The organism is Yersinia sp. SCPM-O-B-9106 (C-191) (assembly GCF_026183365.1).
Classification (GTDB): domain Bacteria; phylum Pseudomonadota; class Gammaproteobacteria; order Enterobacterales; family Enterobacteriaceae; genus Yersinia; species Yersinia rochesterensis.
Genome location: NZ_CP110791.1, coordinates 3,854,517 through 3,876,549, shown reverse-complemented (window position 1 = coordinate 3,876,549; position 22,033 = coordinate 3,854,517). Strand labels below are relative to the sequence as shown.

Genomic DNA, 22,033 nt, shown 5'->3' with positions numbered 1-22,033 from the left:
GATGCAAACGAAGAAAAGTGAAATCTGGGTAGGGGCGTTTATACTGATTGCTATTCTGGCGGTCGTATTCCTCTGCTTGAAAGTGGCAGATATCAAATCAGTGGGTAATCAGCCGACATATCGGATTTATGCTAATTTTGACAATATTGGTGGCCTGAAAAACAATTCGCCAGTCAAAATTGGTGGGGTTGTGGTTGGCCGAGTGGCTGATATTACGCTGGACACCAAAAATTACAGCCCCCTTGTGGCGATAGATATCCAGCAGCGCTATAACCATATCCCGGACACCAGTTCCCTGGCGGTGCGCACTTCCGGTTTATTGGGCGAACAGTTCCTGGCGCTTAACGTCGGTTTTGAAGACCCGGATATGGGCACCAGTATTTTGAAAGATGGCGGCGTCATCCAAGACACTAAATCTGCTTTGGTTCTGGAAGACCTTATCGGTCAGTTCTTGTACAAAAGTGGCGGTGATGGTAATTCTGATGCACCAGCCAGTGAACCGGCTGCGGCACCTGCGGCAGCAAATGGCAGCTTGCCAGCAACTCAACATCCTTAAGAGGGTATCGAATGTTTAAACGTTTACTTATGGTCGCGTTGTTGGTGGTAGCCCCATTGGCTAATGCCGTCGATCAAACTAACCCATACCGTCTGATGGATGAAGCTGCGCAAAGAACCTTTACGCGCCTGAAAAATGAACAAGCTAACATTAAGCAAAATCCCGAATATTTACGCACTATTGTCCGCGAAGAATTATTGCCATTTGTTCAGATTAAATATGCAGGTGCATTGGTGCTGGGCAGCTATTACAAAGCCGCCACTCCGGCACAGCGTGAAGCTTACTTCAATGCATTCAGTCAATATCTGGAACAGGCATATGGCCAAGCATTGGCGCTATATCACGGCCAAACTTACGATGTCGCACCAGATCAGCCATTGGGTGATGCCAATATCGTCGCCATTCGCGTGACCATCCTTGACCCTAATGGCCGCCCACCGGTACGTTTAGATTTCCAGTGGCGGAAAAACAGCCAAACCGGCAATTGGCAGGCGTATGACATGATAGCCGAAGGGGTTAGCATGATCAGCACCAAGCAAAATGAGTGGGCCTCTATTTTGCGTCAAAAAGGTGTTGATGGCCTGACCCAGCAGTTGCTCATTGCAGCGAAACAGCCAATAACCTTAGATAAGTAGTGATTATGGCGGATGAACTGAAATGGCAGTCACAACAGGAAACACTGATACTGCAAGGTGAATTGGATCGCGCAACGCTGTTACCCCTATGGCAACAGCGAGAAGCATTGTTGGCCGATAAGACGCGCATTGATGTCAGCCAATTACAGCGTGTTGATTCCTCCGGTCTGGCGCTGTTGGTTCACTTTCGTGAACTGCGCGGCAAGCAGGGTGTCTCATTAGCGATTACCGGTGTCAGCGATCGCTTGTCTACCTTGATTGAACTGTATAATTTGCGGGAAGTCATCCCGGTAGAAACAGTTATCTCGGTAAAAACGGCCAGTATCTAGCGATTAGAATTATGTTAGTGGCCTTTTGTGTCGCCTATTGCTAAAGCAAAAAGCTAAAGTTTTTAAGCCCCTGAGCGTAATAACGAAACAGGGGCTTTTCTTTAGTTTCAGAGAAAGCCGTATTCCACTAATATGTTCAACTGATTACGATCCTCTTAAAATAGAATGAATCTTATGGATACTAACGAAATTAAAGACGTGCTGATGCAAGCATTGGCATTACAAGAAGCGCATGTTACCGGTGATGGTAGCCACTTTCAGGTGATTGCTGTGGGTGAGTTATTTGCCGATATGAGTCGAGTGAAAAAGCAGCAGGCAGTGTATGCGCCGCTGATGGAATATATTGCTGATAACCGCATTCATGCTTTATCCATTAAGGCCTATACGCCGCAAGAGTGGCAGCGGGATCGCAAACTAAACGGTTTTTGATGCTGTTGGCTTCTGAATTGCCTACAGGTTTGTCAGGCAGTTTCTTAAGCGGGCAGTGAATTCGAATTTGCCGATCAGTATTTTGACAACGATCAGTATTTTGACAACCAGTATTTTGACAACAAAGAGTGGTCACAATGGATAAGTTTCGTGTGCAGGGGCGGACTCGCCTAAGCGGTGAAGTCACCATTTCCGGAGCGAAAAACGCAGCATTGCCGATAATGTTCGCGGCGTTATTGGCAGAAGACCCGGTCGAGTTGCAAAATGTCCCAAAGCTAAAAGACATTGATACCACCATTAAATTGTTGAGCCAATTAGGCACCAAAATCGAACGTGATGCTTCCGGCTCCGTTTTTGTTGATGCCAGTGGTGTGGATGAGTTTTGTGCGCCTTATGATTTGGTTAAAACCATGCGCGCCTCCATCTGGGCTTTGGGGCCACTGGTTGCTCGCTTTGGTAAAGGGCAGGTTTCTTTACCGGGTGGTTGTGCTATCGGTGCGCGTCCGGTCGATTTGCATATCACCGGTTTGGAACAGTTGGGTGCTGAAATCAAGCTGGAAGAAGGTTACGTTAAAGCTTCCGTCAATGGCCGCCTGAAAGGCGCGCATATCGTGATGGATAAAGTCAGCGTTGGCGCAACAGTGACCATTATGAGTGCAGCAACCTTGGCTGAGGGGACTACAGTCATTGAAAACGCCGCTCGCGAACCAGAAATTGTCGATACAGCGAATTTCCTGAATACGCTGGGCGCTAAAATCACTGGCGCAGGTACTGACCGCATAACCATTGAGGGTGTAGCTCGCTTGGGTGGCGGTGTTTACCGAGTGCTGCCTGACCGTATTGAAACCGGGACTTTCCTGGTTGCAGCGGCTATCTCTGGCGGTAAAGTGGTTTGTCGTCAGACTCGTCCAGATACACTGGATGCAGTATTGGCTAAGCTGCGTGAAGCGGGCGCTGATATTGAAATCGGCGAGGACTGGATAAGCCTGGATATGCATGGCAAACGGCCTAAAGCCATTACCTTGCGGACTGCGCCACACCCTGGTTTCCCAACAGATATGCAGGCTCAGTTCAGTTTATTGAACTTGGTTGCAGAAGGAACCGGTGTTATCACCGAAACAATTTTTGAAAATCGTTTTATGCATGTGCCAGAGCTTATCCGTATGGGCGCACATGCAGAAATCGAGAGCAATACTGTGATTTGCTATGGCGTTGAGCAGTTGTCTGGTGCTCAGGTCATGGCAACCGATTTGCGTGCTTCTGCTAGCTTGGTATTAGCGGGCTGTGTCGCTGATGGGGTGACCATTGTTGACCGTATTTATCATATCGATCGTGGTTACGAAGGTATCGAAGATAAATTACGTGCGTTAGGTGCCAATATTGAGCGTATAAAAGGCGAATAGACTTTTTCAAAAAAACGCTTTTTCTAACCGCCTTATAAAAAATGCCAGCCGGTGAGTGACATCAGGCTGGCATTTTTTTGCGATTTTTTTTGCAATTGATACATCCGGTTAGGATATATAGCCCCTATGACAACGGCGCTGGCTGTTGTTCAAGCAGCTCATTTTGATCCAATTCGGTAATAGTAATTTGTGCCGTGATTTGCTGACCATTGCGTAATAATAAGACCGGAATTGTGGTTCCAGGACGAATTTCTGCCACCTGATCCATGGTTTCTATCACGGACGTCGCAGGCTTACTATTAACGCTTAGAATAATATCACCCACTTGCAAGTTAGCATTCGCTGCCGGGCCATTTGGCGATATCTTATTCACCTTAATGCCATGTATTCGGTCGCCATTATTACCGCTGGCATTGAATGGCGGATACTCCTCGCCGGTAATGCCAATATAGCCACGGATCACCCGCCCATCGCGAATCAATTTTTCCATCACTTTGGTGGCAAGTGCGGTTGGAATAGCAAAACCGATGCCTTCCGGGGTTTCCCCATTGCTACTTTTATCAAATGAAAGTGTGTTGATCCCCACCAACTCGCCAAGCGTATTGACCAGCGCTCCCCCGGAGTTACCCTGATTAATGGAGGCATCTGTTTGGAGGAAATTTTGTCGGCCAGAAGAACTCAAACCTATACGCCCGGTGGCACTGATAATCCCCTGCGTGACGGTTTGACCAAGATTATAGGGATTGCCAATAGCCAGCACGACATCACCAATATGTGGTGTCCGGTTAATATTAATCGGAATAACCTGTAGGTTGACGGCATCAATTTTCAACACGGCTAAATCAGTCAGATTATCTGAACCGACCAACAAGGCTTCAGAGATACGGCCATTTTGTAATGCGACAATGATTTGTTCTGCATTATTGATGACGTGTTTATTCGTCAGGATATAACCCTTATCATTCATGATCACGCCAGAACCTAAGGTTCGAATGGCTAATCCTTCCTGATTAGGGCTTAGGCTACGGTTATAAACATTAACAACGGCAGGGGCAGCTCTGCGTACAGCTTGGTTATAACTGACAGGGGTCTCTTCATCTACGCTATCACCATTGCCCGAAAAAAAGTGGCCGGGGCTGCGGAGCATAGGTATTGCGACCAGCAAGATACCGGCAACAATTAGCCCCAAAATAATAGAACGCAATAGCTTAAGAAACATGAAGTTTAAGGCATGAATGAATAGGTAACGGGAGAATAGCATGAGTTTGGCGGACACAGCATTGTGCTGTGTCCGATTTTTCAGCAAATTAGCGGATTAACAGATAAATATTCTCTTCACCGCGAACAATATTCAGTGCAATTACAGCAGGTTTCGCTTCAATAGCTTTGCGTAACTCGGCGATATCTTTCACTCGCACACGGTTTACGGCAATAATCACATCGTCTTTCTGCAAGCCCGATTGCGCTGCCGGTGAGCCTTTGGTTACGTTCTCAACTTTGACACCCTTGCTGCCACCTTTGATTTCGCCATTGCTCAGTGATGCGCCTTGCAATGAAGGTGATAAGGTATCTGCACTGGTCGATGTTGGGCTGCTGTTCTCCAACGTTACAGCCACTTCAAGCGGTTTGCCATCACGCAATAAACCGACTTTAACGGTTTTGCCCGGCCCGGTGGTGCCTACTTTGGCGCGTAACTCAGCAAAGCTGCTAATGGGTTTGCCATCCACGGAAACTAACACGTCGCCTGCTTTGATACCGGCTTTAGAGGCCGCTGATTTTGGCAGCACTTCACTGACAAAAGCACCGCGCTGCGCATCAATATTAAAGGCTTTCGCCATATCAGCGGTCATTTCGCTGCCACGAATACCCAACAGGCCGCGTTTCACTTCGCCAAATTCAATTAACTGTTGGCTGAGGTTTTGCGCCATATTACTTGGAATGGCAAAGCCAATACCGATATTACCGCCCCCCGGTGCCAGAATTGCGGTGTTAATCCCAATCAATTCGCCATTCAGGTTGACCAGCGCACCACCCGAATTGCCTCGGTTGATAGAGGCGTCGGTCTGGATAAAGTTTTCTAACCCTTCCAGATTCAAACCACTGCGGCCAAGTGCGGAAATGATACCGGAGGTCGCGGTCTGGCCGAGGCCAAATGGGTTGCCCACAGCGACGGCAAAATCACCGACTCGCAGGTTATCGGAATCTGCAATTTTAATCGCCGTCAGATTTTTGGCGTCAGTTAGCTGCAATAAAGCGATATCAGTTTGTTCATCACGGCCCAGCAATTTGGCATCATATTCACGGCCATCATTGAGCTGAACACGAATTTTATCCGCGTTATTGATTACGTGGTTATTGGTCAGCACATAACCTTTTTCCGCGTTAATGATGACGCCAGATCCCAGCCCTTCAAATGGGCGGTTACTCTCTTTGCCGGTTGGCGCATTTGGGCCAAAGAAGAATTTGAATTCTTCCGGCAAACGTTGCTGCTGTACCTGTGTGCCAGAGACATGGACGCTGACGACCGCGGGCAACACTTTCTCCAGCATAGGTGCCAAACTTGGGACTGATTGCCCGGCAACGGCCGCCGGAAGAGCTGCTGCGTTTACCATAGGAACAGATGCGAGACCTAAGCCGACACTCATTGCCAGCGCACTAAGAAATAATGACTTTTTCTTCATTGATTTAAACTCTCTCAATACCTAACGGTGAATGAATAGGGTAGATGGCTACTACAGGCCCGGTGTAAATTCAGACTCTGAATGAGCTAAAAAATTCACTTATTTCAAAAGGCTATTGCTGTTCTAAAAATAAGCACCCTAAGATGTCACTTGATATAGGGGTTAGCGTAAAGCAATTCAAGGAGAGGTAGGTATAGAAGTGTAAATGTGCTGACCACGGCGGTGTGCGCCGCAGTCAGCTTGATATGCCCGTCATACTTCAAGCTGCATGTGCGTTGGTTAAACTCAATAACCCGAATCACTTACCACAGTAAGCTTATCGGAGTTAATGAGCCTCATCCCTGAGACTCACCCAGCGGGCAGCATAAATACTGTTCAAATCGCTTCCCGACCGATTTGTATCTCGTTTGCCGCCTTCCTGCAACTCGAATTATTTAGGGCATAGATAGAAGTTTAGCTTAGTCCCGGGTCTGATGTTCCGGACGCAGTAAACCGGATGCCCCTTCGGAGTAGTCACGAGGTGGCATTTTGACCGGTGCCTGATCATTATCTGCTTCAGATTCCGTCAGACGGTAGCGGAACGGATTATCTTGCATTGGCAAGTCTGGCAACAAGTTATTGGAGCTTTTCGCCATATGCTGATAAAGCTGGCGATAGTCGCGAGCCATGTTATCGAGCAACTCGGCACTGCGGGCAAAATGCCCAACCAGTTCCTGACGATATTCTTCCAGATCTGATTTACTTTTCTCCAGCTCATTTTGCAGCACTTGCTGCTGACGCAATTTACGATTGCCAAAGCGCATAGCCACCGCGCCAATCACAATACCAACAACCAACCCAATAAGCGCATACTCCCAGGTCATAATGACTCCTTTTTTGACTTCATTGTTCAGCAGGGCTTTTTCACTTAATAATACCCACTATAACCGTTAACCTTGTCTGAGTGGAATCCTGATGCAACATTGCCTATGGTTATCAGGCTTTTTCCGCAGTAGCAGAGTCGGTAAATGCTGCGATTACCCGATAAATCAGCAAGAAAGTACCGCGAAAAGTAGATAACTATTTTATCAGAGATTATTTTTATCAGGGATTATTGATAAACATGCAACCGAGTTCACCTATAGCACTTTACCAGCAAGCAATTGATGCTGGCGACTATCAATCTGATGACGTCCAGCGGCGTACTGTCGCACGGCTGGACACTCTTTATCAGGAATTGAATCAACGCCAAAGCACGCCTGCGGTCAATGTAGGTATCCGAGGGCGTTTGGGCCGCTTACTGGGCCGGGGCGCGTCAAAAATGCCAATACGCCCAGCTCAGGGCTTATATATGTGGGGCGGTGTCGGGCGGGGTAAAACTTGGCTGATGGATATGTTTTTCCACAGCTTGCCGGGTGAACGTAAGCTCCGCCTGCATTTCCACCGTTTTATGTTGCGGGTGCATCAAGAGCTAACAACATTGCAAGGTCATGAAAATCCATTAGAAATTATTGCTGATGGTTTCAAGGCTCAAACTGATGTGCTGTGTTTTGATGAATTTTTTGTTTCGGATATTACTGATGCCATGCTGCTGGCGACATTGCTGGAAGCATTGTTTGCCCGTGGGATCACACTGGTTGCGACGTCCAATATTCCACCGGATGATTTGTATCGTAACGGTTTGCAGCGCGCTCGCTTCTTGCCGGCGATTGAGCTTATTAAGCAATATTGCGATGTAATGAATGTCGATGCTGGTATTGATTACCGCCTGCGCACATTAACTCAGGCTAATCTCTACCTGACACCGCTTAACCCGCAGACTGAACAGGCGATGGAGGATATTTTCGTCAAACTTGCGGGGAAAGAGGGCGAAAAATCCCCGATACTGGAAGTTAATCACCGGCCTTTACCGGCGATTTGCTCTGCGCAAGGGGTGCTGGCGGTTGATTTCCACACATTGTGTGAAGAGGCGCGCAGCCAGTTGGATTACATCGCGCTTTCTAAGCTTTATCACACCGTATTGCTGCACAATGTCCATAAGATGGCGACGCAGGATGAAAACACCGCCCGGCGTTTTTTGGCATTAGTTGATGAATTTTATGAGCGGCGGGTAAAACTTATCATTGCAGCGGAAGCATCAATGTTCGAAATTTATTGCGGCGAACGGCTTAAATTTGAGTATCAGCGCTGTTTATCACGGCTACAAGAGATGCAAAGTGAAGAGTATCTCTCTTTACCGCATTTGCCATAACTGTACTTGCTGTGAAAGTAATCTGCGCCTCAGTTATTCACTTTATGGGCGCTAAAATGCTATTCTGTGGTGGGCGATTATTCTTCGCCCTAACTTAACATGTTTAATTTATACCTTTCTCGCCAAAAACAGTTCGATCTTTGACGTCGACTTCTCTATAATCTTGCGACCCCACGTTACAACAAAGTTTTTTTCCCAGAACTTTGTATAGTGCCAGCATTGGCTATTCGAAGGGGTAGGTTTGCTGGACTGATGGTCGTGTGAGCCTCAACTGTTTTTGAACGTTTGGGTGTTCACCAACGTGTAACTTATTAATTGGGTAAGCTTTTATAATGAAAACTTTCACAGCTAAACCAGAAACTGTAAAACGCGACTGGTATGTTGTTGACGCGAATGGTAAGACCTTAGGTCGCCTCGCTACTGAACTGGCTAGTCGCCTACGCGGCAAGCATAAAGCGGAATACACCCCGCACGTTGATACTGGTGATTACATCATCGTTCTGAACGCAGAAAAAGTTGCTGTAACCGGCAACAAGCGTACAGACAAGATTTATTACCGTCACACCGGTCACATCGGTGGTATCAAACAAGCGACCTTTGAAGAGATGATTGCCCGCAGTCCTGAGCGTGTGATTGAAATCGCGGTTAAAGGCATGCTGCCGAAGGGTCCGCTGGGCCGTGCAATGTATCGTAAACTTAAAGTTTATGCAGGTACTGAGCACAATCATGCGGCACAGCAACCGCAAGTTCTGGACATTTAATCGGGATTATGGCAATGGCTGAAAATCAATACTACGGCACTGGTCGCCGCAAAAGTTCTGCTGCACGCGTTTTTCTTAAGCCGGGTAGCGGTAAAATCGTTATTAACCAACGTAGCCTTGAAGTTTACTTCGGTCGTGAAACTGCCCGTATGGTAGTGAATCAACCGTTGGAACTGGTAGACATGGTTACCAAGTTTGACATGTACATCACTGTTAAAGGTGGTGGTATTTCAGGTCAGGCTGGCGCTATCCGTCACGGTATCACCCGTGCACTGATGGAATATGACGAATCTCTGCGTGGTGAACTGCGTAAAGCTGGCTTCGTAACGCGTGATGCGCGTGAAGTTGAGCGTAAGAAAGTGGGTCTGCGTAAAGCACGTCGTCGTCCACAGTTCTCCAAACGTTAATTTTTTGCCTTCACGGCATCAGATTAATGGTAAAAACCCGGTGTCTCACCGGGTTTTTTTATTTGTTTTAAGCCAGATCAATCGCTAAAAGTACCCTTCCGCTATTTTATTCATTATATTTTTGCCGCTAACCCGTTGTCAGATAGACAATTGTTCATGAAATCGCAGCACCATCCCCACAAAACATGCAAAATCTGGTAAACTATCACTCACTTTTGTGCCTGTTCGGCGAACTGTTGGCGTCCGTGTATCTCCCTGGCTGAATTATTTTCTCGACCAAGGCTTATTTACGGCAGCAACGACCATGATTGCGAACCGGCTGTAAAACGACTCAGGATAGCAACGTCACCGTGGGCTATTCGCATTGTTTTTTCTAGATAATCTTGGAGGTTTTCATGGCTGTCGCTGCCAACAAACGTTCGGTAATGACGCTGTTTTCCGGCCCGACCGACATTTTTAGCCATCAAGTACGCATCGTACTGGCGGAGAAAGGTGTCAGTGTTGAGATTGAGCAGGTTGAAGCTGATAATCTGCCGCAGGATCTGATTGACCTCAATCCCTACCAGACCGTCCCTACTTTGGTTGATCGCGAGCTGACGCTGTATGAATCCCGCATCATCATGGAGTATCTGGATGAGCGTTTTCCTCACCCGCCATTGATGCCGGTCTACCCTGTAGCACGCGGTAGCAGCCGTTTGATGATGAACCGTATTGAGCAGGATTGGTATTCACTACTGGCGAAAATTCAGAAAGGCAATGCGCAAGAAGCGGATGCTGCTCGTAAACAATTACGTGAAGAACTGCTGACTATTGCACCAGTGTTTAATGAAATGCCTTTCTTTATGAGCGAAGAGTTCAGTCTGGTCGATTGTTATCTGGCTCCTCTGCTGTGGCGTTTACCAGAATTAGGTATTGAATTCACTGGCGCAGGTTCTAAAGAGCTGAAAGGCTATATGACACGTGTGTTTGAGCGTGATGCATTCCTGGCTTCTTTGACTGAAGCTGAACGTGAAATGCGCCTGCAAACCCGGGGTTAATTTTATGGCGACGTCTGGTATGACTCCGCGCCGTCCTTACTTGTTGCGCGCATTCTATGAGTGGTTGATTGATAATCAACTGACTCCACATCTGGTTGTGGATGTTACCCGGCCGGGTGTTTCGGTGCCAATGGAGTTTGCCCGTGATGGGCAAATTGTATTGAATGTGGCACCGCGTGCAGTAGGGAATCTGGAATTGGGCAATGAGGAAGTGAGTTTCAATGCCCGTTTTGGTGGTATTCCCCGCGAAGTGACTGTCCCTATGGGGGCGGTGATGGCAATCTATGCGCGTGAAAATGGTTCCGGCACTATGTTTGAACCTGAAGAAGCTTACGATTCTGATGCTGATGGCAATTTTGTCGGCATGGAAGAAGAAGATAACGAGGCTGCGCCGACGGAAAACTTGATGTTGGTAACGGATGAGACTCAAGTGCCTCACGGCGAGGGTAACTCACCGGATGATGAGCCGCCGCAACCGCCACGCAGTGGTGGCCGCCCAGCATTGCGGGTTGTTAAGTAGTCTTTTTTATTTCTCGAGCAAATGTATTATCAGGGCGGCTTTGGCCGCCCTTATTATTTCTGCCAATTATATTGGTCATAGCCAAAATTAAGATAACTTTTTCAGCTCGGCCAGGCAGCTATCACGTTGGCTCATCATGTCACTATTTCTGATGGTTGACAGGGTGTGAGTAGCGCGTTGCTGGAAATTGGCTTTCGCCGCGCTATCTTTAACCTCGGCTGGCGCAGTACAAATCTCTGACAAAGTGAGAGTCTTACTGTTGCTTACTGCTTTGAGTACCGCGGCTGGGTTATAAATTAGCGCGGAGGATAGGGCAGATTTCACCCCCGCAGTGAAACTCGCGTTGCCGGCATCTGCTAATTTAGGAGCCATGGCAATCCAGTTATCATCACCCAGCTTGATATTATTCTCTACAGCAGGTAATTGCCCCGCTTTTGCTAATTCAGCCACCACTGCACGAGCGCCTCGCGCCTCAATATTGTAGCCAACTTCTTGATAATTAAGTGACATCGCTAATGCGCTGCTGCTAATAGCCAGCAAGCCGCCAGCAATGAAAAGTAAGTGAGATTTCATAACAGATGATCCTTTCTTTAAAACAAGGCGTAACAACATAATATGCAGACCAGTGAAATTGGCTCATAAAGTATTAATCAATATGAACTCGGCCTTTACTATAGCGCTTTAGGTATAAAATGTTGCAAATAAGGTTGCTGAGATTGTTACAAAATCTTGAGTAAGTGGGGATATGCAGTAGAAAATAGCAATAAAAAGGGGCTGGATAACCAGCCCCTGATTTCTTTGAGTCTATATTGGGATCAAACTTCCAGATAATTCATAATACCTTCAGCCGCTTTGCGGCCTTCAGCAATGGCAGTTACCACCAAATCAGAGCCACGGACAATATCGCCACCGGCAAAGATTTTTGGGTTACTGGTCTGGAAGGCATTATCCGTGCGCTCTGGTGCTACCACACGGCCCTGTTTATCCAATGCCACGTCGTGAGCCGCCAACCATTCCATGCTGTGTGGACGGAAGCCAAACGCCATCACCACGGCATCTGCGGGCAGAATATGTTCTGAACCTGGGATCTGCTCAGCCACACTACGGCCTTGTGCATCTGGAGCGCCCAGTTGAGTGCGAACCATCTTCACACCACAAACTTTGCCGTTACTGTTCACTTCGATGCTCAAAGGTTGCAGGTTGAATTTAAATTCGACCCCTTCCTCGCGGGCATTTTTCACTTCCCGCTTGGAACCCGGCATGTTGGCTTCATCACGGCGATAGGCGCAAACCACGTCGGTAGCCCCTTGGCGAATGGAGGAGCGCACGCAGTCCATCGCGGTATCACCGCCACCCAGCACCACCACGCGTTTACCTTGCATGTTGATATAGGGTTCGTGAGGTGCAGCCTCATAGCCCATTAACTGTTTTGTATTGGCGATCAGGAATGGCAGCGCATCATACACACCGGATGCATCTTCGTTTTCCAAGCCACCGCGCATGGATTGGTAAGTGCCCACACCGAGGAACACCGCGTCATATTCTTGCAGCAGCGCATCCATGGTGATGTCTTTGCCAACTTCAGTATTCAGTTGGAATTCAATGCCCATCTCGGAGAAGATTTTGCGGCGCTTTATCATCACTTCTTTTTCCAGCTTAAAAGCCGGAATACCAAAGGTGAGCAAGCCGCCAATCTCTGGGTGGCGGTCAAATACCACCGCCTGTACGCCATTACGCGCGAGCACATCAGCACAGGCTAGCCCGGCAGGGCCAGCGCCAATCACCGCCACACGTTTACCGGTGGGGTGAACATGGGACATATCCGGCTTCCAGCCCATTTCAATGGCTTTATCACTGATATAGCGCTCGATGTTGCCGATAGTGACCGCGCCAAACTCGTCATTCAGGGTACAAGACCCTTCACACAAGCGGTCTTGCGGGCACACACGGCCACAGACTTCCGGCAAGCTGTTGGTCTGGTGAGCTAAGTCTGCCGCTTCCATAATTCGCCCTTCGTTGGCCAGTTTCAGCCAGTTAGGGATGTAGTTATGAACCGGGCATTTCCATTCACAGTAGGGATTGCCACACGACAAACAGCGGTCTGCCTGTGCTTTTGCCTGGGTTTCCGAGAATGGCTCGTAAATCTCAACAAATTCAATTTTGCGGATCTTCAGCGGCTTTTTCGGCGGATCTACGCGCTGTAGGTCGATAAACTGATAAACATTCTGACTCATTTCAACCCCTTACTGCGCTTGAACCCGCAGCTCAGCTGCGGAACGGCTACGGTGACCCAACAGTGCTTTCACATCGCTGGATTTCGGTTTAACCAAAGCAAACTTGGTCACCCATTCCGGCCAGTTAGCCAGAATTTCTTCACCACGGCTAGAACCCGTCAACTGAACATGTTCAGTGATCAGGCCGCGCAGATGCTCTTCATGGATTGCCAGTTGGTCGACGTCGAGCACTTCGACCAGCTCAGGGTTAACGCGTTTACGGAATTCACCATCTTCATCAAGGACATAAGCGAAACCACCCGTCATCCCGGCCCCGAAGTTAATCCCGGTACGGCCCAGTACGCAGACAATCCCGCCCGTCATATATTCACAACCGTTATCACCGATACCTTCAACGACAGTAATCGCACCGGAGTTACGCACGGCAAAACGCTCACCGGCTCGACCCGCGGCGAACAATTTGCCGCCAGTGGCGCCATACAGACAGGTATTGCCGACAATGCTGGCTTCATGACTGCGGAAGTTGGAACCCACAGGCGGGCGCACTGCGATGCGGCCACCGGCCATGCCTTTACCGACATAATCGTTGGCATCGCCCGTCAGGGTTAGCTCGACGCCGCCCGCATTCCACACCCCGAAGCTCTGACCGGCAGTGCCGGAGAAGTAAGCTTTGATAGGGTCAGTTGCCAGGCCTTGGTCGCCATGTTTAGTGGCAATCGCGCCGGACAACGCCGCGCCCACTGAGCGGTCGGTGTTGCGAATATCAAAGTAAAACGTCTTGCTGTGTTTCGCTTCAATGTGCGGTTCAGCTTGTGCCAGCAACTCTTTGTTCAATAAGCCTTTATCAAACGGAGGGTTACTTTCGGTGCAATACAGTGCTTTACCCGGATGTGGCGTAGCTGTTTTCAGCATTGGCGACAAATCCAACTTGTTCTGTTTGGCGGAGATGCCATCAAGTTCCAGCAGCATGTCAGTACGGCCAATCAAATCAACCAGTTGGCTAACACCCAGCTCCGCCATGATTTCACGGGTTTCACGGGCGATAAACTGGAAGTAGTTCACTACACGTTCAGGCAGGCCGTGATAATGGTCACGACGCAATTTCTCATCTTGGGTGGCTACACCAGTGGCGCAGTTATTCAGGTGGCAAATGCGTAAGTATTTACAACCCAGTGCTACCATAGGGCCAGTACCGAAGCCGAAGCTTTCCGCACCCAAAATTGCCGCTTTAACAATGTCGACGCCGGTTTTCAGGCCGCCATCCACTTGCAGACGGATTTTATGGCGCAGGCCATTAGCAACCAGTGCTTGCTGAGTTTCCACCAGCCCCAGTTCCCACGGGCAACCGGCATATTTCACCGAAGAAAGTGGGCTTGCGCCAGTACCGCCGTCGTAACCGGCGATGGTGATCAAATCGGCATAAGCTTTCGCCACACCGGTGGCAATGGTGCCGACGCCCGGCTCAGAAACCAGTTTCACTGAAATCAGGGCTTTCGGATTGACCTGTTTCAAATCGAAAATCAGCTGTGCTAAGTCTTCGATTGAGTAAATATCATGGTGCGGCGGTGGGGAAATCAAAGTCACACCCGGCACCGAGTAGCGCAGTTTGGCGATATACGGCGTGACTTTATCACCCGGTAATTGGCCACCTTCGCCCGGTTTTGCTCCTTGCGCCACTTTGATCTGGATAACATCAGCATTCACCAGATACGCCGGTGTCACACCGAAACGGCCAGAAGCCACCTGCTTGATACGGGACACTTTATTGGTGCCGTAACGCGCGGGGTCTTCACCGCCTTCACCGGAGTTAGAGAACCCACCGAGGCTGTTCATGGCGATGGCGAGTGATTCATGGGCTTCCGGGCTGAGTGCGCCGATGGACATGGCGGCAGTATCAAAGCGCTGGAACAGAGATTCAGCCGGTTCAACTTGATCGACTGGGATCGGGGTGCCTTGCGGTTTGATGGCCAGCAGATCGCGCAATGTGGCAACCGGGCGCTCATTCACCAGCTTGGCATAAACCTGATAATCACTGTATTCGCCGCTGTGAACCGCGGTTTGTAAGGTGCTGACCACATCCGGGTTATACGCATGGTATTCGCCGTTGTGGACAAATTTCAGTAATCCGCCCTGATCCAGCGGCTTGCGTTTCAGCCAGGCGCGTTTGGACAGATTCTGTAAATCCTGTTGGAAATCACTGAAACTGGCCCCGCCAATACGGCTAACCACACCTTGGAAGCATAGGTCGGATAGGTCGCGGTGCAAGCCAACAGCTTCAAACAGTTTGGCGCAGCGGTAGGAGGCGACGGTTGAAATGCCCATTTTGGACATGATTTTGTACAGCCCTTTATTGATGCCGTTGCGATAGTTGAGCATCACATCGCGATACTTTTTATCAATCGCCTGGCTATCAACTAATTTAGCTAATGATTCATAAGCTAAATAAGGGTAAATCGCGGTCGCACCAAAACCGAGCAACACTGCAAAGTGGTGCGGGTCACGGGCGCTGGCGGTTTCAACAATAATGTTGGCGTCGCAGCGCAGATTTTTTTCGACTAAGCGAGTTTGGATCGCGCCGACAGCCATCGGGGCCGGTACCGGCAGGCGGTCAGGGGCGATAGCACGGTCTGACAGCACCAACATCACGGCACCATCACGCACTTTGCGCTCAGCCTCTTCGCACAAGGCCAGCACCGCTTGTTCCAAATCCGTCTCCGCCGGGTTAAAGGTCAGATCCAGCCGATCAGCGCGGTAATGTTCCCCTTCCAAGGTGGTTAATTGTTGGAAATCGGAGAACAGCAAAATAGGCGATTTAAAGCTCAGGCGGTGCGCCTGACCTTCGGCTTCGCAAAATACGTTCATTTCACGGCCAATACTGGTCGCCAGTGACATAACATGCGCTTCACGCAGCGGATCGATTGGCGGGTTGGTGACCTGCGCAAACTGCTGGCGGAAGTAATCGTAAATAATACGCGGGCCGCTGGAAAGCACGGCAAACGGGGTGTCATCACCCATTGAGCCAGTGGCTTCCTGACCAATTTCACCCAATACGCGGATGACTTGATCCAGCTCTTCACTACTGTAACCAAACTGCTTTTGATAGGTTTCCAGTGTCGAATCATCTAACTGGCGGCTACCCACCTGATCTTCCGGCAGATCTTCAAACGGCACCAAGCGCTTAACGTTCTTTTCCATCCACTCTTTATAGGGGTGGCGGCTTTTCAGGTCGTTATCAGTTTCGGCGGAATGCAGAATTTTACCGCTGCGGGTGTCAATCACCATCAGTTCACCGGGGCCGACACGGCCTTTTTCGATCACTTCATCGGGCTGGTAATCCCAGATACCGACTTCAGAGGCGCAGGTGATGAGTTTATCTTTGGTGATGACATAGCGCGCAGGGCGTAGGCCATTACGGTCGAGGTTACAGGCGGCGTAGCGGCCATCTGACATTACAATCCCGGCAGGGCCATCCCATGGCTCCATATGCATGGAGTTGAAGTCAAAGAAAGCGCGCAGGTCGGTATCCATATCCGGGTTATTCTGCCAGGCCGGCGGCACTAACAGACGCATAGCACGGATCAAATCCATCCCGCCGCTGAGGAACAGTTCCAGCATGTTATCCAGTGAACTGGAGTCCGAGCCGGTCTCATTGACGAAAGGGGCCGCATCCTGCAAGTCCGGAATTAATGGCGTTTTAAATTTGTAGGCACGTGCTTTGGCCCATTGGCGGTTACCGGCGATGGTGTTGATTTCGCCGTTGTGCGCCAGATAGCGGAACGGCTGAGCCAGTGGCCAGCGCGGCACGGTGTTAGTCGAAAAGCGCTGGTGGAACAGGCAAATAGCCGATTCCATGCGCAGGTCAGCCAAATCCAGATAAAAGCGCGGCAGATCCGTAGGCATACATAAGCCTTTATAGATCGTGACCAAGTTAGAGAAACTACAAACGTAGAAGTCTTTGTCGTTGGTAATGCGCTTCTCAATACGGCGACGTGCTACAAACAGGCGGCGTTCCATATCACGTGGACGCCAGCCAGCAGGGGCGTTCACAAAAATTTGTTCAATCCGAGGCAGGGAGGAGAGAGCGATTTCACCAAGAACATCTGGGTTGGTCGGCACTTCACGCCAGCCGATAATCGACAGCGTTTCGTTTTGCAATTCTTCTTCTACAATGCGGCGGCTTGCCTTGGCGAGTTCTTCGTCCTGACTGAGAAACATCATGCCGACGGCATAGTTTTTGGCCAAACGCCATCCGCGTTCTTCAGCGACCATCCGGAAAAAACGATCCGGTTTTTGTAATAGCAGACCACAACCGTCGCCGGTCTTGCCATCAGCAAGGATCGCGCCACGGTGTTGCATTCGGGCCAGTGCGTGTATAGCGGTACGCACGACCTTATGGCTAGGTTCGCCTTCTATGTGGGCGATTAGGCCGAAACCACAGTTGTCCCTCTCAAGGGATTTATCGTACAACATATCAGTGAACCTCCCCAGGCTCTGCGAGACTCTCACAAACCGACTCCAGAAGGACATATTGGCATCAGACGGGGTGGGCTGACAGCCGCGTATTTTGCGGCAAATCTGCTTTTCCGCCCTCCGGCAATGGCCTCTTGTGACGGTTCTCACAAGTGGTATAAGACTTGTTTTAAGAGGGAGTCTTAAATTACTGCATAATTATGACTAGACGTTTGCCCGTCTAGAAAGCTTCCAGCGGACTTCCAACTTAGCGAGAAAGAATACTCAGGTCAAATATAGGCGTAAGATATATCGTTAATGTAATAAGTGGGTTTATCGTAATGATAAATATAAATTTATTGGCGTTTTTACCCTGTTCAATGCGCCATGGAGTAGATACTAAAGTGTGAGCTGTCTCACTATAGTGCAATCGACAAATCGCTGCACCATGCTAGTGCTGGTGGGGATTGCGGAATGATAAACTGGATTTAATATATTTTCTGGTGTTTAAAACTATTTTTCATTGAATTGTAACAGAAGCGCTAAGGGCTTGGTGGAAATAAGAAAATTTAATCATCGGTCAAGTGATTTTATTTGCATTTATAGTGAATGGTTATGCGAAGCTGCACCCAAGGGCTTGGGAGTTGATCTCTGTCATCGCGAATGATATCGCTAGCGGGTAGCCTAAAGCTCTTTTTTGACAGGCAGTGCCAAGATTATGCAGTTGCAGCGATTAGTCAATATGTTTGGTGCGGATTTACAGCGCCGCTATGGTGAAAAAATTCATAAACTCACGCTACACGGCGGGTTTAGCTGCCCTAATCGTGATGGAACTCTGGGGCGCGGCGGCTGCACTTTTTGCAATGTGGCCTCATTTGCCGACGAACAAATGCAGCAGCAGGGCATTGCACAGCAATTAGCGGAACAGGCCAAAAAAGCCAATCGGGCAAAACGCTACCTGGCCTACTTCCAGGCCTATACCAGTACTTATGCAGAGGTCAATGCGCTGGCGGCGATGTATGAGCAAGCTTTGGCTGAAGCTGACATTGTGGGTTTGTGTGTCGGCACTCGGCCCGATTGTGTGCCCGACGCGGTGTTGGATTTATTGAGTGGTTATCATCAGCAAGGTTATGAGGTTTGGTTGGAGTTGGGGCTACAAACTGCGAATGATAAAACCCTCAAACGTATTAATCGTGGCCATGATTTTGCTTGTTACCAGCAAACTGCCCGCCGTGCTCGTGCCCGAGGGCTGAAAGTGTGCTGCCATTTAATTGTTGGCTTGCCCGGTGAGAATCAGGCGCAGTGCATGGAAACGCTGGAGAAAGTGGTGGCAACCGGTGTCGATGGGATAAAACTGCACCCGCTGCATATCGTGGAGGGCAGTATCATGGCCAAAGCTTGGCGGGCGGGGCGTTTGCCCGAACTGGCACTGGAAGATTATGTGCTGACCGCCGGTGAAATGATCCGCCATACCCCCGCCGAAATTGTCTACCACCGGATTTCTGCCAGTGCCCGCAGGCCAACCCTGCTTGCGCCATTGTGGTGCGCGAACCGCTGGACGGGTATGAATGAGTTGAATAATTATATGCTGGCCCATGGCGGGCAAGCCTCTGCGCGGTGATCGGCTACTGCGCATCGTCATACTGGGATTGTGCAGTGCTCAAAATCCTCACGTACTACGTGTACGCTCCGGTTTTTCCGCGCTGTACGCACTCAGTCTGACTTAGCTCGCTACGCCGTAATTTTTTACCGCCCACCTTGTTTCTCACACAATACCTCATTGTGATTTGCAATCTTTTCCACACTTCTGAGGAAGCCATCTTATCTCTTGACAGATTTCCGGTATGATTTATCAGATAAACACAGACAGGGGTTGCTATGAAGCAAATCAGGGTATTAGCCCAGTACTACGTTGATTTAATGGTTAAGTTAGGGCTGGTTCGCTTCTCACTGCTACTGGCATCTGTGCTGGTGTTGCTGGCCATGGTGGTTCAGATGGCGGTGACCTTTGTATTGAGTGGCTCGGTGGAAACCCTCGATCTGGTGCGTTCCATTTTCTTTGGTTTGCTGATAACCCCATGGGCAGTGTATTTCCTGTCGGTGGTGGTTGAACAACTGGAAGAGTCGCGCCAGCGTTTATCGCGGTTGGTGGATAAGCTTGAAGTGATGCGTTATCGCGATTTAGAGCTAAATAAACAACTGACGGAGAATATTGCTCAACTTAATCAGGAAATCGTCGAGCGTGAGAAAGCAGAGAAAGCGCATCTGCAAGTGGTCGACAAACTGAAAGAAGAAATGGGCCACCGTGAACAGGCGCAAGTTGAGTTAGGGCAGCAGTCGGCCTTATTGCGCTCTTTTTTGGATGCTTCACCGGATTTGGTTTATTACCGTAACGAAGATAATGAGTTCTCCGGCTGCAACCGGGCAATGGAGTTGCTGACCGGAAAAAGTGAGAAGCAATTGGTCGGACTGACCCCTAAAGAGGTTTATGCGCCGGATATTGCCGAGAAAGTCATGGAAACCGATGAGAAAGTTTTCCGTCACAACGTTTCGCTGACCTATGAGCAGTGGTTGGTGTACCCCGATGGCCGCAAAGCCTGCTTTGAATTGCGTAAAGTGCCGTTTTACGACCGTGTCGGTAAGCGGCACGGGTTAATGGGCTTTGGGCGCGATATAACTGAGCGTAAGCGCTATCAGGACGCGCTGGAGAACGCCAGTAGGGATAAGACGACTTTCATCTCAACTATCAGCCACGAGCTGCGTACGCCGCTTAATGGCATCGTGGGCCTGAGCCGCATCTTGTTAGACACCGAATTAGATAGCGAGCAATTAAAGTACCTGAAAACCATTCACGTCAGTGCTATTACCCTCGGGAATATCTTCAACGATATCATTGAGATGGATAAGTTGGAGCGCCGTAAAGTTCAGCTGGATAATCAACCAATTGATTTTACTGGGTTTATGGCGGATTTAGAAAACCTTTCTGGCCTGTTGGTGCAGCCAAAAGGGCTGAAGTTCATTATGGAACCGCAGTTACCATTGCCGGAGAAAATCATTACCGATGGCACCCGCTTGCGCCAAATTCTGTGGAATTTGATTGGCAACGCGGTGAAGTTTACCCAGCAAGGCGAAATTGTGGTGCGGGTGCGACGGGAAGGCACTGACCGCTTGATTTTTGAAGTAGAAGATTCAGGGATGGGCATTCCTGAGGATGAACAAGATAAGATTTTCGCCATGTATTATCAGGTGAAAGATAGCAATGGCGGCCGCCCGGCGACCGGAACGGGCATCGGGTTGGCGGTGTCTAAACGTCTGGCACAGAGCATGGGCGGTGATATCACGGTGAAAAGTGCCCAAGGGGCAGGTTCATGCTTTACCCTGACGATTAAAGCGCCAGCCGTGCAGGCCACGTCCAGCACGCCATCAGGTGAGGATCTCCCGCTGCCGGCTCTCCACATCTTGCTGGTGGAGGATATCGAGCTGAATGTTATCGTCGCGCGTTCGGTGTTGGAGAAACTGGGCAACAGTGTCGAGGTGGCGATGAATGGCCACGATGCGCTGGCGATGTTCAAACCGGATAATTTTGATTTAGTGCTGTTGGATATTCAATTACCAGATATGAGTGGGTTGGATATCGCCCGTCAAATTCGGGCTGATTATGGGCAGCAATCCTTGCCGCCATTGGTGGCCTTGACCGCTAACGTGCTGAAAGACAAAAAAGAATATTTAGATGCCGGGATGGATGATGTGCTGAGTAAGCCGTTATCAGTGCCCGCGCTCACGGCCATGATTAAGCAGTTCTGGGATCATAAGCCTTCTTCTGCCGCTAAAAAACAGGAACTTAAAGTGATGCAAACCCATGAATCGTTACTTGATACTGCCATGCTGGAACAATATATCGATTTGGTTGGCCCACAACTAATCCATCAAAGCCTTGAAATGTTTGAACAAGTGATGCCGGGCTATTTGGCGGTATTGGATTCAAACATGACCGCGCGGGATCAGCAGGGTATTACGGAAGAGGCGCATAAAATTAAAGGGGCGGCTGGCTCCGTGGGGTTACGCCATATCCAGCAGCTTGCACAGCAAATTCAGACACCGACACTGCCAGCATGGTGGGATAACGTGCAAGATTGGGTCGATGAATTAAAATCAGAATGGCGCAATGATGTTCAAGTGTTACGTGAGTGGGCAGCGACCGCTGAAAAAAAATAACCCCGACCGAGGCCGGGGTGCGCGAATACTGCGCCAACACCAGGGAAATCGTTAACCTGCGATCCCCGTCATACTTCAAGTGACAAGTGCGTTGGCTTCTTTCGTTCATCCCAGTCACTTACTGGTCGTTGACCTTAAAGTAAGTAG

The 22,033-nt window shown here is 49.3% G+C and carries 18 protein-coding genes; 12 read left to right on the top strand and 6 right to left on the bottom strand.

Annotated features, from left to right (window positions below; translation table 11 throughout):
• Nucleotide 1 precedes the first annotated feature (1 nt).
• From mlaD to murA, 5 genes are all read left to right on the top strand, one after another.
• The gene (mlaD, locus tag OP863_RS17535; protein ID WP_050292042.1) at nt 2-556 is read left to right on the top strand and encodes an outer membrane lipid asymmetry maintenance protein MlaD; all 555 of its coding nucleotides are present in this window, start codon (nt 2-4) and stop codon (nt 554-556) included.
• A gap of 11 nt (nt 557-567) precedes the next feature.
• Nucleotides 568-1,191, top strand: coding sequence for a phospholipid-binding protein MlaC (gene mlaC / locus OP863_RS17530; RefSeq protein WP_038638750.1), 624 nt, complete (start codon nt 568-570; stop codon nt 1,189-1,191).
• Between the two features lie 5 nt (nt 1,192-1,196).
• Nucleotides 1,197-1,520, top strand: a complete 324-nt coding sequence (gene mlaB, locus OP863_RS17525; RefSeq protein ID WP_038640008.1) for a lipid asymmetry maintenance protein MlaB — start codon at nt 1,197-1,199, stop codon at nt 1,518-1,520.
• Between the two features lie 174 nt (nt 1,521-1,694).
• Complete coding sequence (gene ibaG / locus OP863_RS17520) at nt 1,695-1,949, top strand: BolA family iron metabolism protein IbaG (RefSeq protein ID WP_004710915.1); 255 nt, start codon at nt 1,695-1,697, stop codon at nt 1,947-1,949.
• A gap of 137 nt (nt 1,950-2,086) precedes the next feature.
• Nucleotides 2,087-3,352 carry a UDP-N-acetylglucosamine 1-carboxyvinyltransferase gene (gene murA / locus OP863_RS17515; RefSeq protein WP_038638756.1) on the top strand — a complete coding sequence of 422 codons (1,266 nt, stop codon included), beginning with the start codon at nt 2,087-2,089 and terminating at the stop codon, nt 3,350-3,352.
• Nucleotides 3,353-3,476: 124 nt separating this feature from the next.
• Here the strand turns inward: murA and degS are convergent, their stop codons facing one another.
• The 3 genes from degS to zapG form a co-directional block, all read right to left on the bottom strand.
• Complete coding sequence (degS, locus tag OP863_RS17510; protein ID WP_265526290.1) at nt 3,477-4,571, bottom strand: outer membrane-stress sensor serine endopeptidase DegS; 1,095 nt, start codon at nt 4,569-4,571, stop codon at nt 3,477-3,479.
• 88 nt (nt 4,572-4,659) lie between these two features.
• Nucleotides 4,660-6,033: a serine endoprotease DegQ gene (degQ, locus tag OP863_RS17505; protein WP_145589312.1), complete on the bottom strand. Its 1,374-nt coding sequence runs from the start codon at nt 6,031-6,033 to the stop codon at nt 4,660-4,662.
• Nucleotides 6,034-6,491: 458 nt separating this feature from the next.
• Nucleotides 6,492-6,896 carry a Z-ring associated protein ZapG gene (gene zapG, locus OP863_RS17500; RefSeq protein ID WP_004392014.1) on the bottom strand — a complete coding sequence of 135 codons (405 nt, stop codon included), beginning with the start codon at nt 6,894-6,896 and terminating at the stop codon, nt 6,492-6,494.
• A gap of 239 nt (nt 6,897-7,135) precedes the next feature.
• Between zapG and zapE the strand changes: the two genes are divergently transcribed.
• The 5 genes from zapE (at nt 7,136) to sspB (ending at nt 10,988) form a co-directional block, all read left to right on the top strand.
• A complete protein-coding gene (gene zapE, locus OP863_RS17495; RefSeq protein WP_145589311.1) occupies nt 7,136-8,263 on the top strand; it encodes a cell division protein ZapE in 1,128 nt (375 codons plus the stop codon).
• 332 nt (nt 8,264-8,595) lie between these two features.
• Entirely contained in the window at nt 8,596-9,024 is a 429-nt protein-coding gene (rplM, locus tag OP863_RS17490; protein ID WP_004710905.1) for a 50S ribosomal protein L13, read from the top strand.
• 14 nt (nt 9,025-9,038) lie between these two features.
• Complete coding sequence (gene rpsI, locus OP863_RS17485; RefSeq protein ID WP_005162424.1) at nt 9,039-9,431, top strand: 30S ribosomal protein S9; 393 nt, start codon at nt 9,039-9,041, stop codon at nt 9,429-9,431.
• A gap of 395 nt (nt 9,432-9,826) precedes the next feature.
• Entirely contained in the window at nt 9,827-10,468 is a 642-nt protein-coding gene (gene sspA / locus OP863_RS17480) for a stringent starvation protein SspA (protein ID WP_004392010.1), read from the top strand.
• A 4-nt stretch (nt 10,469-10,472) separates the two neighbouring features.
• The gene (sspB, locus tag OP863_RS17475) at nt 10,473-10,988 is read left to right on the top strand and encodes a ClpXP protease specificity-enhancing factor (RefSeq protein WP_145589310.1); all 516 of its coding nucleotides are present in this window, start codon (nt 10,473-10,475) and stop codon (nt 10,986-10,988) included.
• Nucleotides 10,989-11,075: 87 nt separating this feature from the next.
• Here sspB and OP863_RS17470 read toward each other — a convergent pair whose 3' ends face one another.
• The 3 genes from OP863_RS17470 to gltB form a co-directional block, all read right to left on the bottom strand.
• Nucleotides 11,076-11,561 (bottom strand): hypothetical protein, encoded by a 486-nt coding sequence (locus tag OP863_RS17470; protein WP_038638769.1) that lies wholly within the window; start codon nt 11,559-11,561, stop codon nt 11,076-11,078.
• 242 nt (nt 11,562-11,803) lie between these two features.
• On the bottom strand, nt 11,804-13,222 hold the full coding sequence (locus tag OP863_RS17465) for a glutamate synthase small subunit (RefSeq protein ID WP_004392007.1): 1,419 nt from the start codon (nt 13,220-13,222) through the stop codon (nt 11,804-11,806).
• Nucleotides 13,223-13,231: 9 nt separating this feature from the next.
• Nucleotides 13,232-17,692 carry a glutamate synthase large subunit gene (gltB, locus tag OP863_RS17460; RefSeq protein ID WP_038638771.1) on the bottom strand — a complete coding sequence of 1,487 codons (4,461 nt, stop codon included), beginning with the start codon at nt 17,690-17,692 and terminating at the stop codon, nt 13,232-13,234.
• Nucleotides 17,693-18,389: 697 nt separating this feature from the next.
• Here gltB and OP863_RS17455 point away from each other — a divergent pair.
• Together OP863_RS17455 and arcB are read left to right on the top strand one after the other, a co-directional pair.
• On the top strand, nt 18,390-19,292 hold the full coding sequence (locus OP863_RS17455; RefSeq protein ID WP_050292037.1) for a TIGR01212 family radical SAM protein: 903 nt from the start codon (nt 18,390-18,392) through the stop codon (nt 19,290-19,292).
• A 257-nt stretch (nt 19,293-19,549) separates the two neighbouring features.
• On the top strand, nt 19,550-21,886 hold the full coding sequence (gene arcB, locus OP863_RS17450) for an aerobic respiration two-component sensor histidine kinase ArcB (protein WP_145589306.1): 2,337 nt from the start codon (nt 19,550-19,552) through the stop codon (nt 21,884-21,886).
• The last annotated feature ends 147 nt before the right edge of the window (nt 21,887-22,033 follow it).

Bases quoted from the DNA above. Each gene is read 5' to 3' on its own strand.
- sspB (WP_145589310.1), top strand. From the start codon at position 10,473: ATGGCGACGTCTGGTATGACTCCGCGCCGTCCTTACTTGTTGCGCGCA.
- arcB (WP_145589306.1), top strand. From the start codon at position 19,550: ATGAAGCAAATCAGGGTATTAGCCCAGTACTACGTTGATTTAATGGTT.
- mlaC (WP_038638750.1), top strand. From the start codon at position 568: ATGTTTAAACGTTTACTTATGGTCGCGTTGTTGGTGGTAGCCCCATTG.
- gltB (WP_038638771.1), bottom strand. From the start codon at position 17,692: ATGTTGTACGATAAATCCCTTGAGAGGGACAACTGTGGTTTCGGCCTA.
- mlaB (WP_038640008.1), top strand. From the start codon at position 1,197: ATGGCGGATGAACTGAAATGGCAGTCACAACAGGAAACACTGATACTG.
- degS (WP_265526290.1), bottom strand. From the start codon at position 4,571: ATGTTTCTTAAGCTATTGCGTTCTATTATTTTGGGGCTAATTGTTGCC.
- rpsI (WP_005162424.1), top strand. From the start codon at position 9,039: ATGGCTGAAAATCAATACTACGGCACTGGTCGCCGCAAAAGTTCTGCT.
- OP863_RS17470 (WP_038638769.1), bottom strand. From the start codon at position 11,561: ATGAAATCTCACTTACTTTTCATTGCTGGCGGCTTGCTGGCTATTAGC.
- zapG (WP_004392014.1), bottom strand. From the start codon at position 6,896: ATGACCTGGGAGTATGCGCTTATTGGGTTGGTTGTTGGTATTGTGATT.
- ibaG (WP_004710915.1), top strand. From the start codon at position 1,695: ATGGATACTAACGAAATTAAAGACGTGCTGATGCAAGCATTGGCATTA.
- mlaD (WP_050292042.1), top strand. From the start codon at position 2: ATGCAAACGAAGAAAAGTGAAATCTGGGTAGGGGCGTTTATACTGATT.
- sspA (WP_004392010.1), top strand. From the start codon at position 9,827: ATGGCTGTCGCTGCCAACAAACGTTCGGTAATGACGCTGTTTTCCGGC.
- murA (WP_038638756.1), top strand. From the start codon at position 2,087: ATGGATAAGTTTCGTGTGCAGGGGCGGACTCGCCTAAGCGGTGAAGTC.
- OP863_RS17465 (WP_004392007.1), bottom strand. From the start codon at position 13,222: ATGAGTCAGAATGTTTATCAGTTTATCGACCTACAGCGCGTAGATCCG.
- rplM (WP_004710905.1), top strand. From the start codon at position 8,596: ATGAAAACTTTCACAGCTAAACCAGAAACTGTAAAACGCGACTGGTAT.
- OP863_RS17455 (WP_050292037.1), top strand. From the start codon at position 18,390: ATGCAGTTGCAGCGATTAGTCAATATGTTTGGTGCGGATTTACAGCGC.
- zapE (WP_145589311.1), top strand. From the start codon at position 7,136: ATGCAACCGAGTTCACCTATAGCACTTTACCAGCAAGCAATTGATGCT.
- degQ (WP_145589312.1), bottom strand. From the start codon at position 6,033: ATGAAGAAAAAGTCATTATTTCTTAGTGCGCTGGCAATGAGTGTCGGC.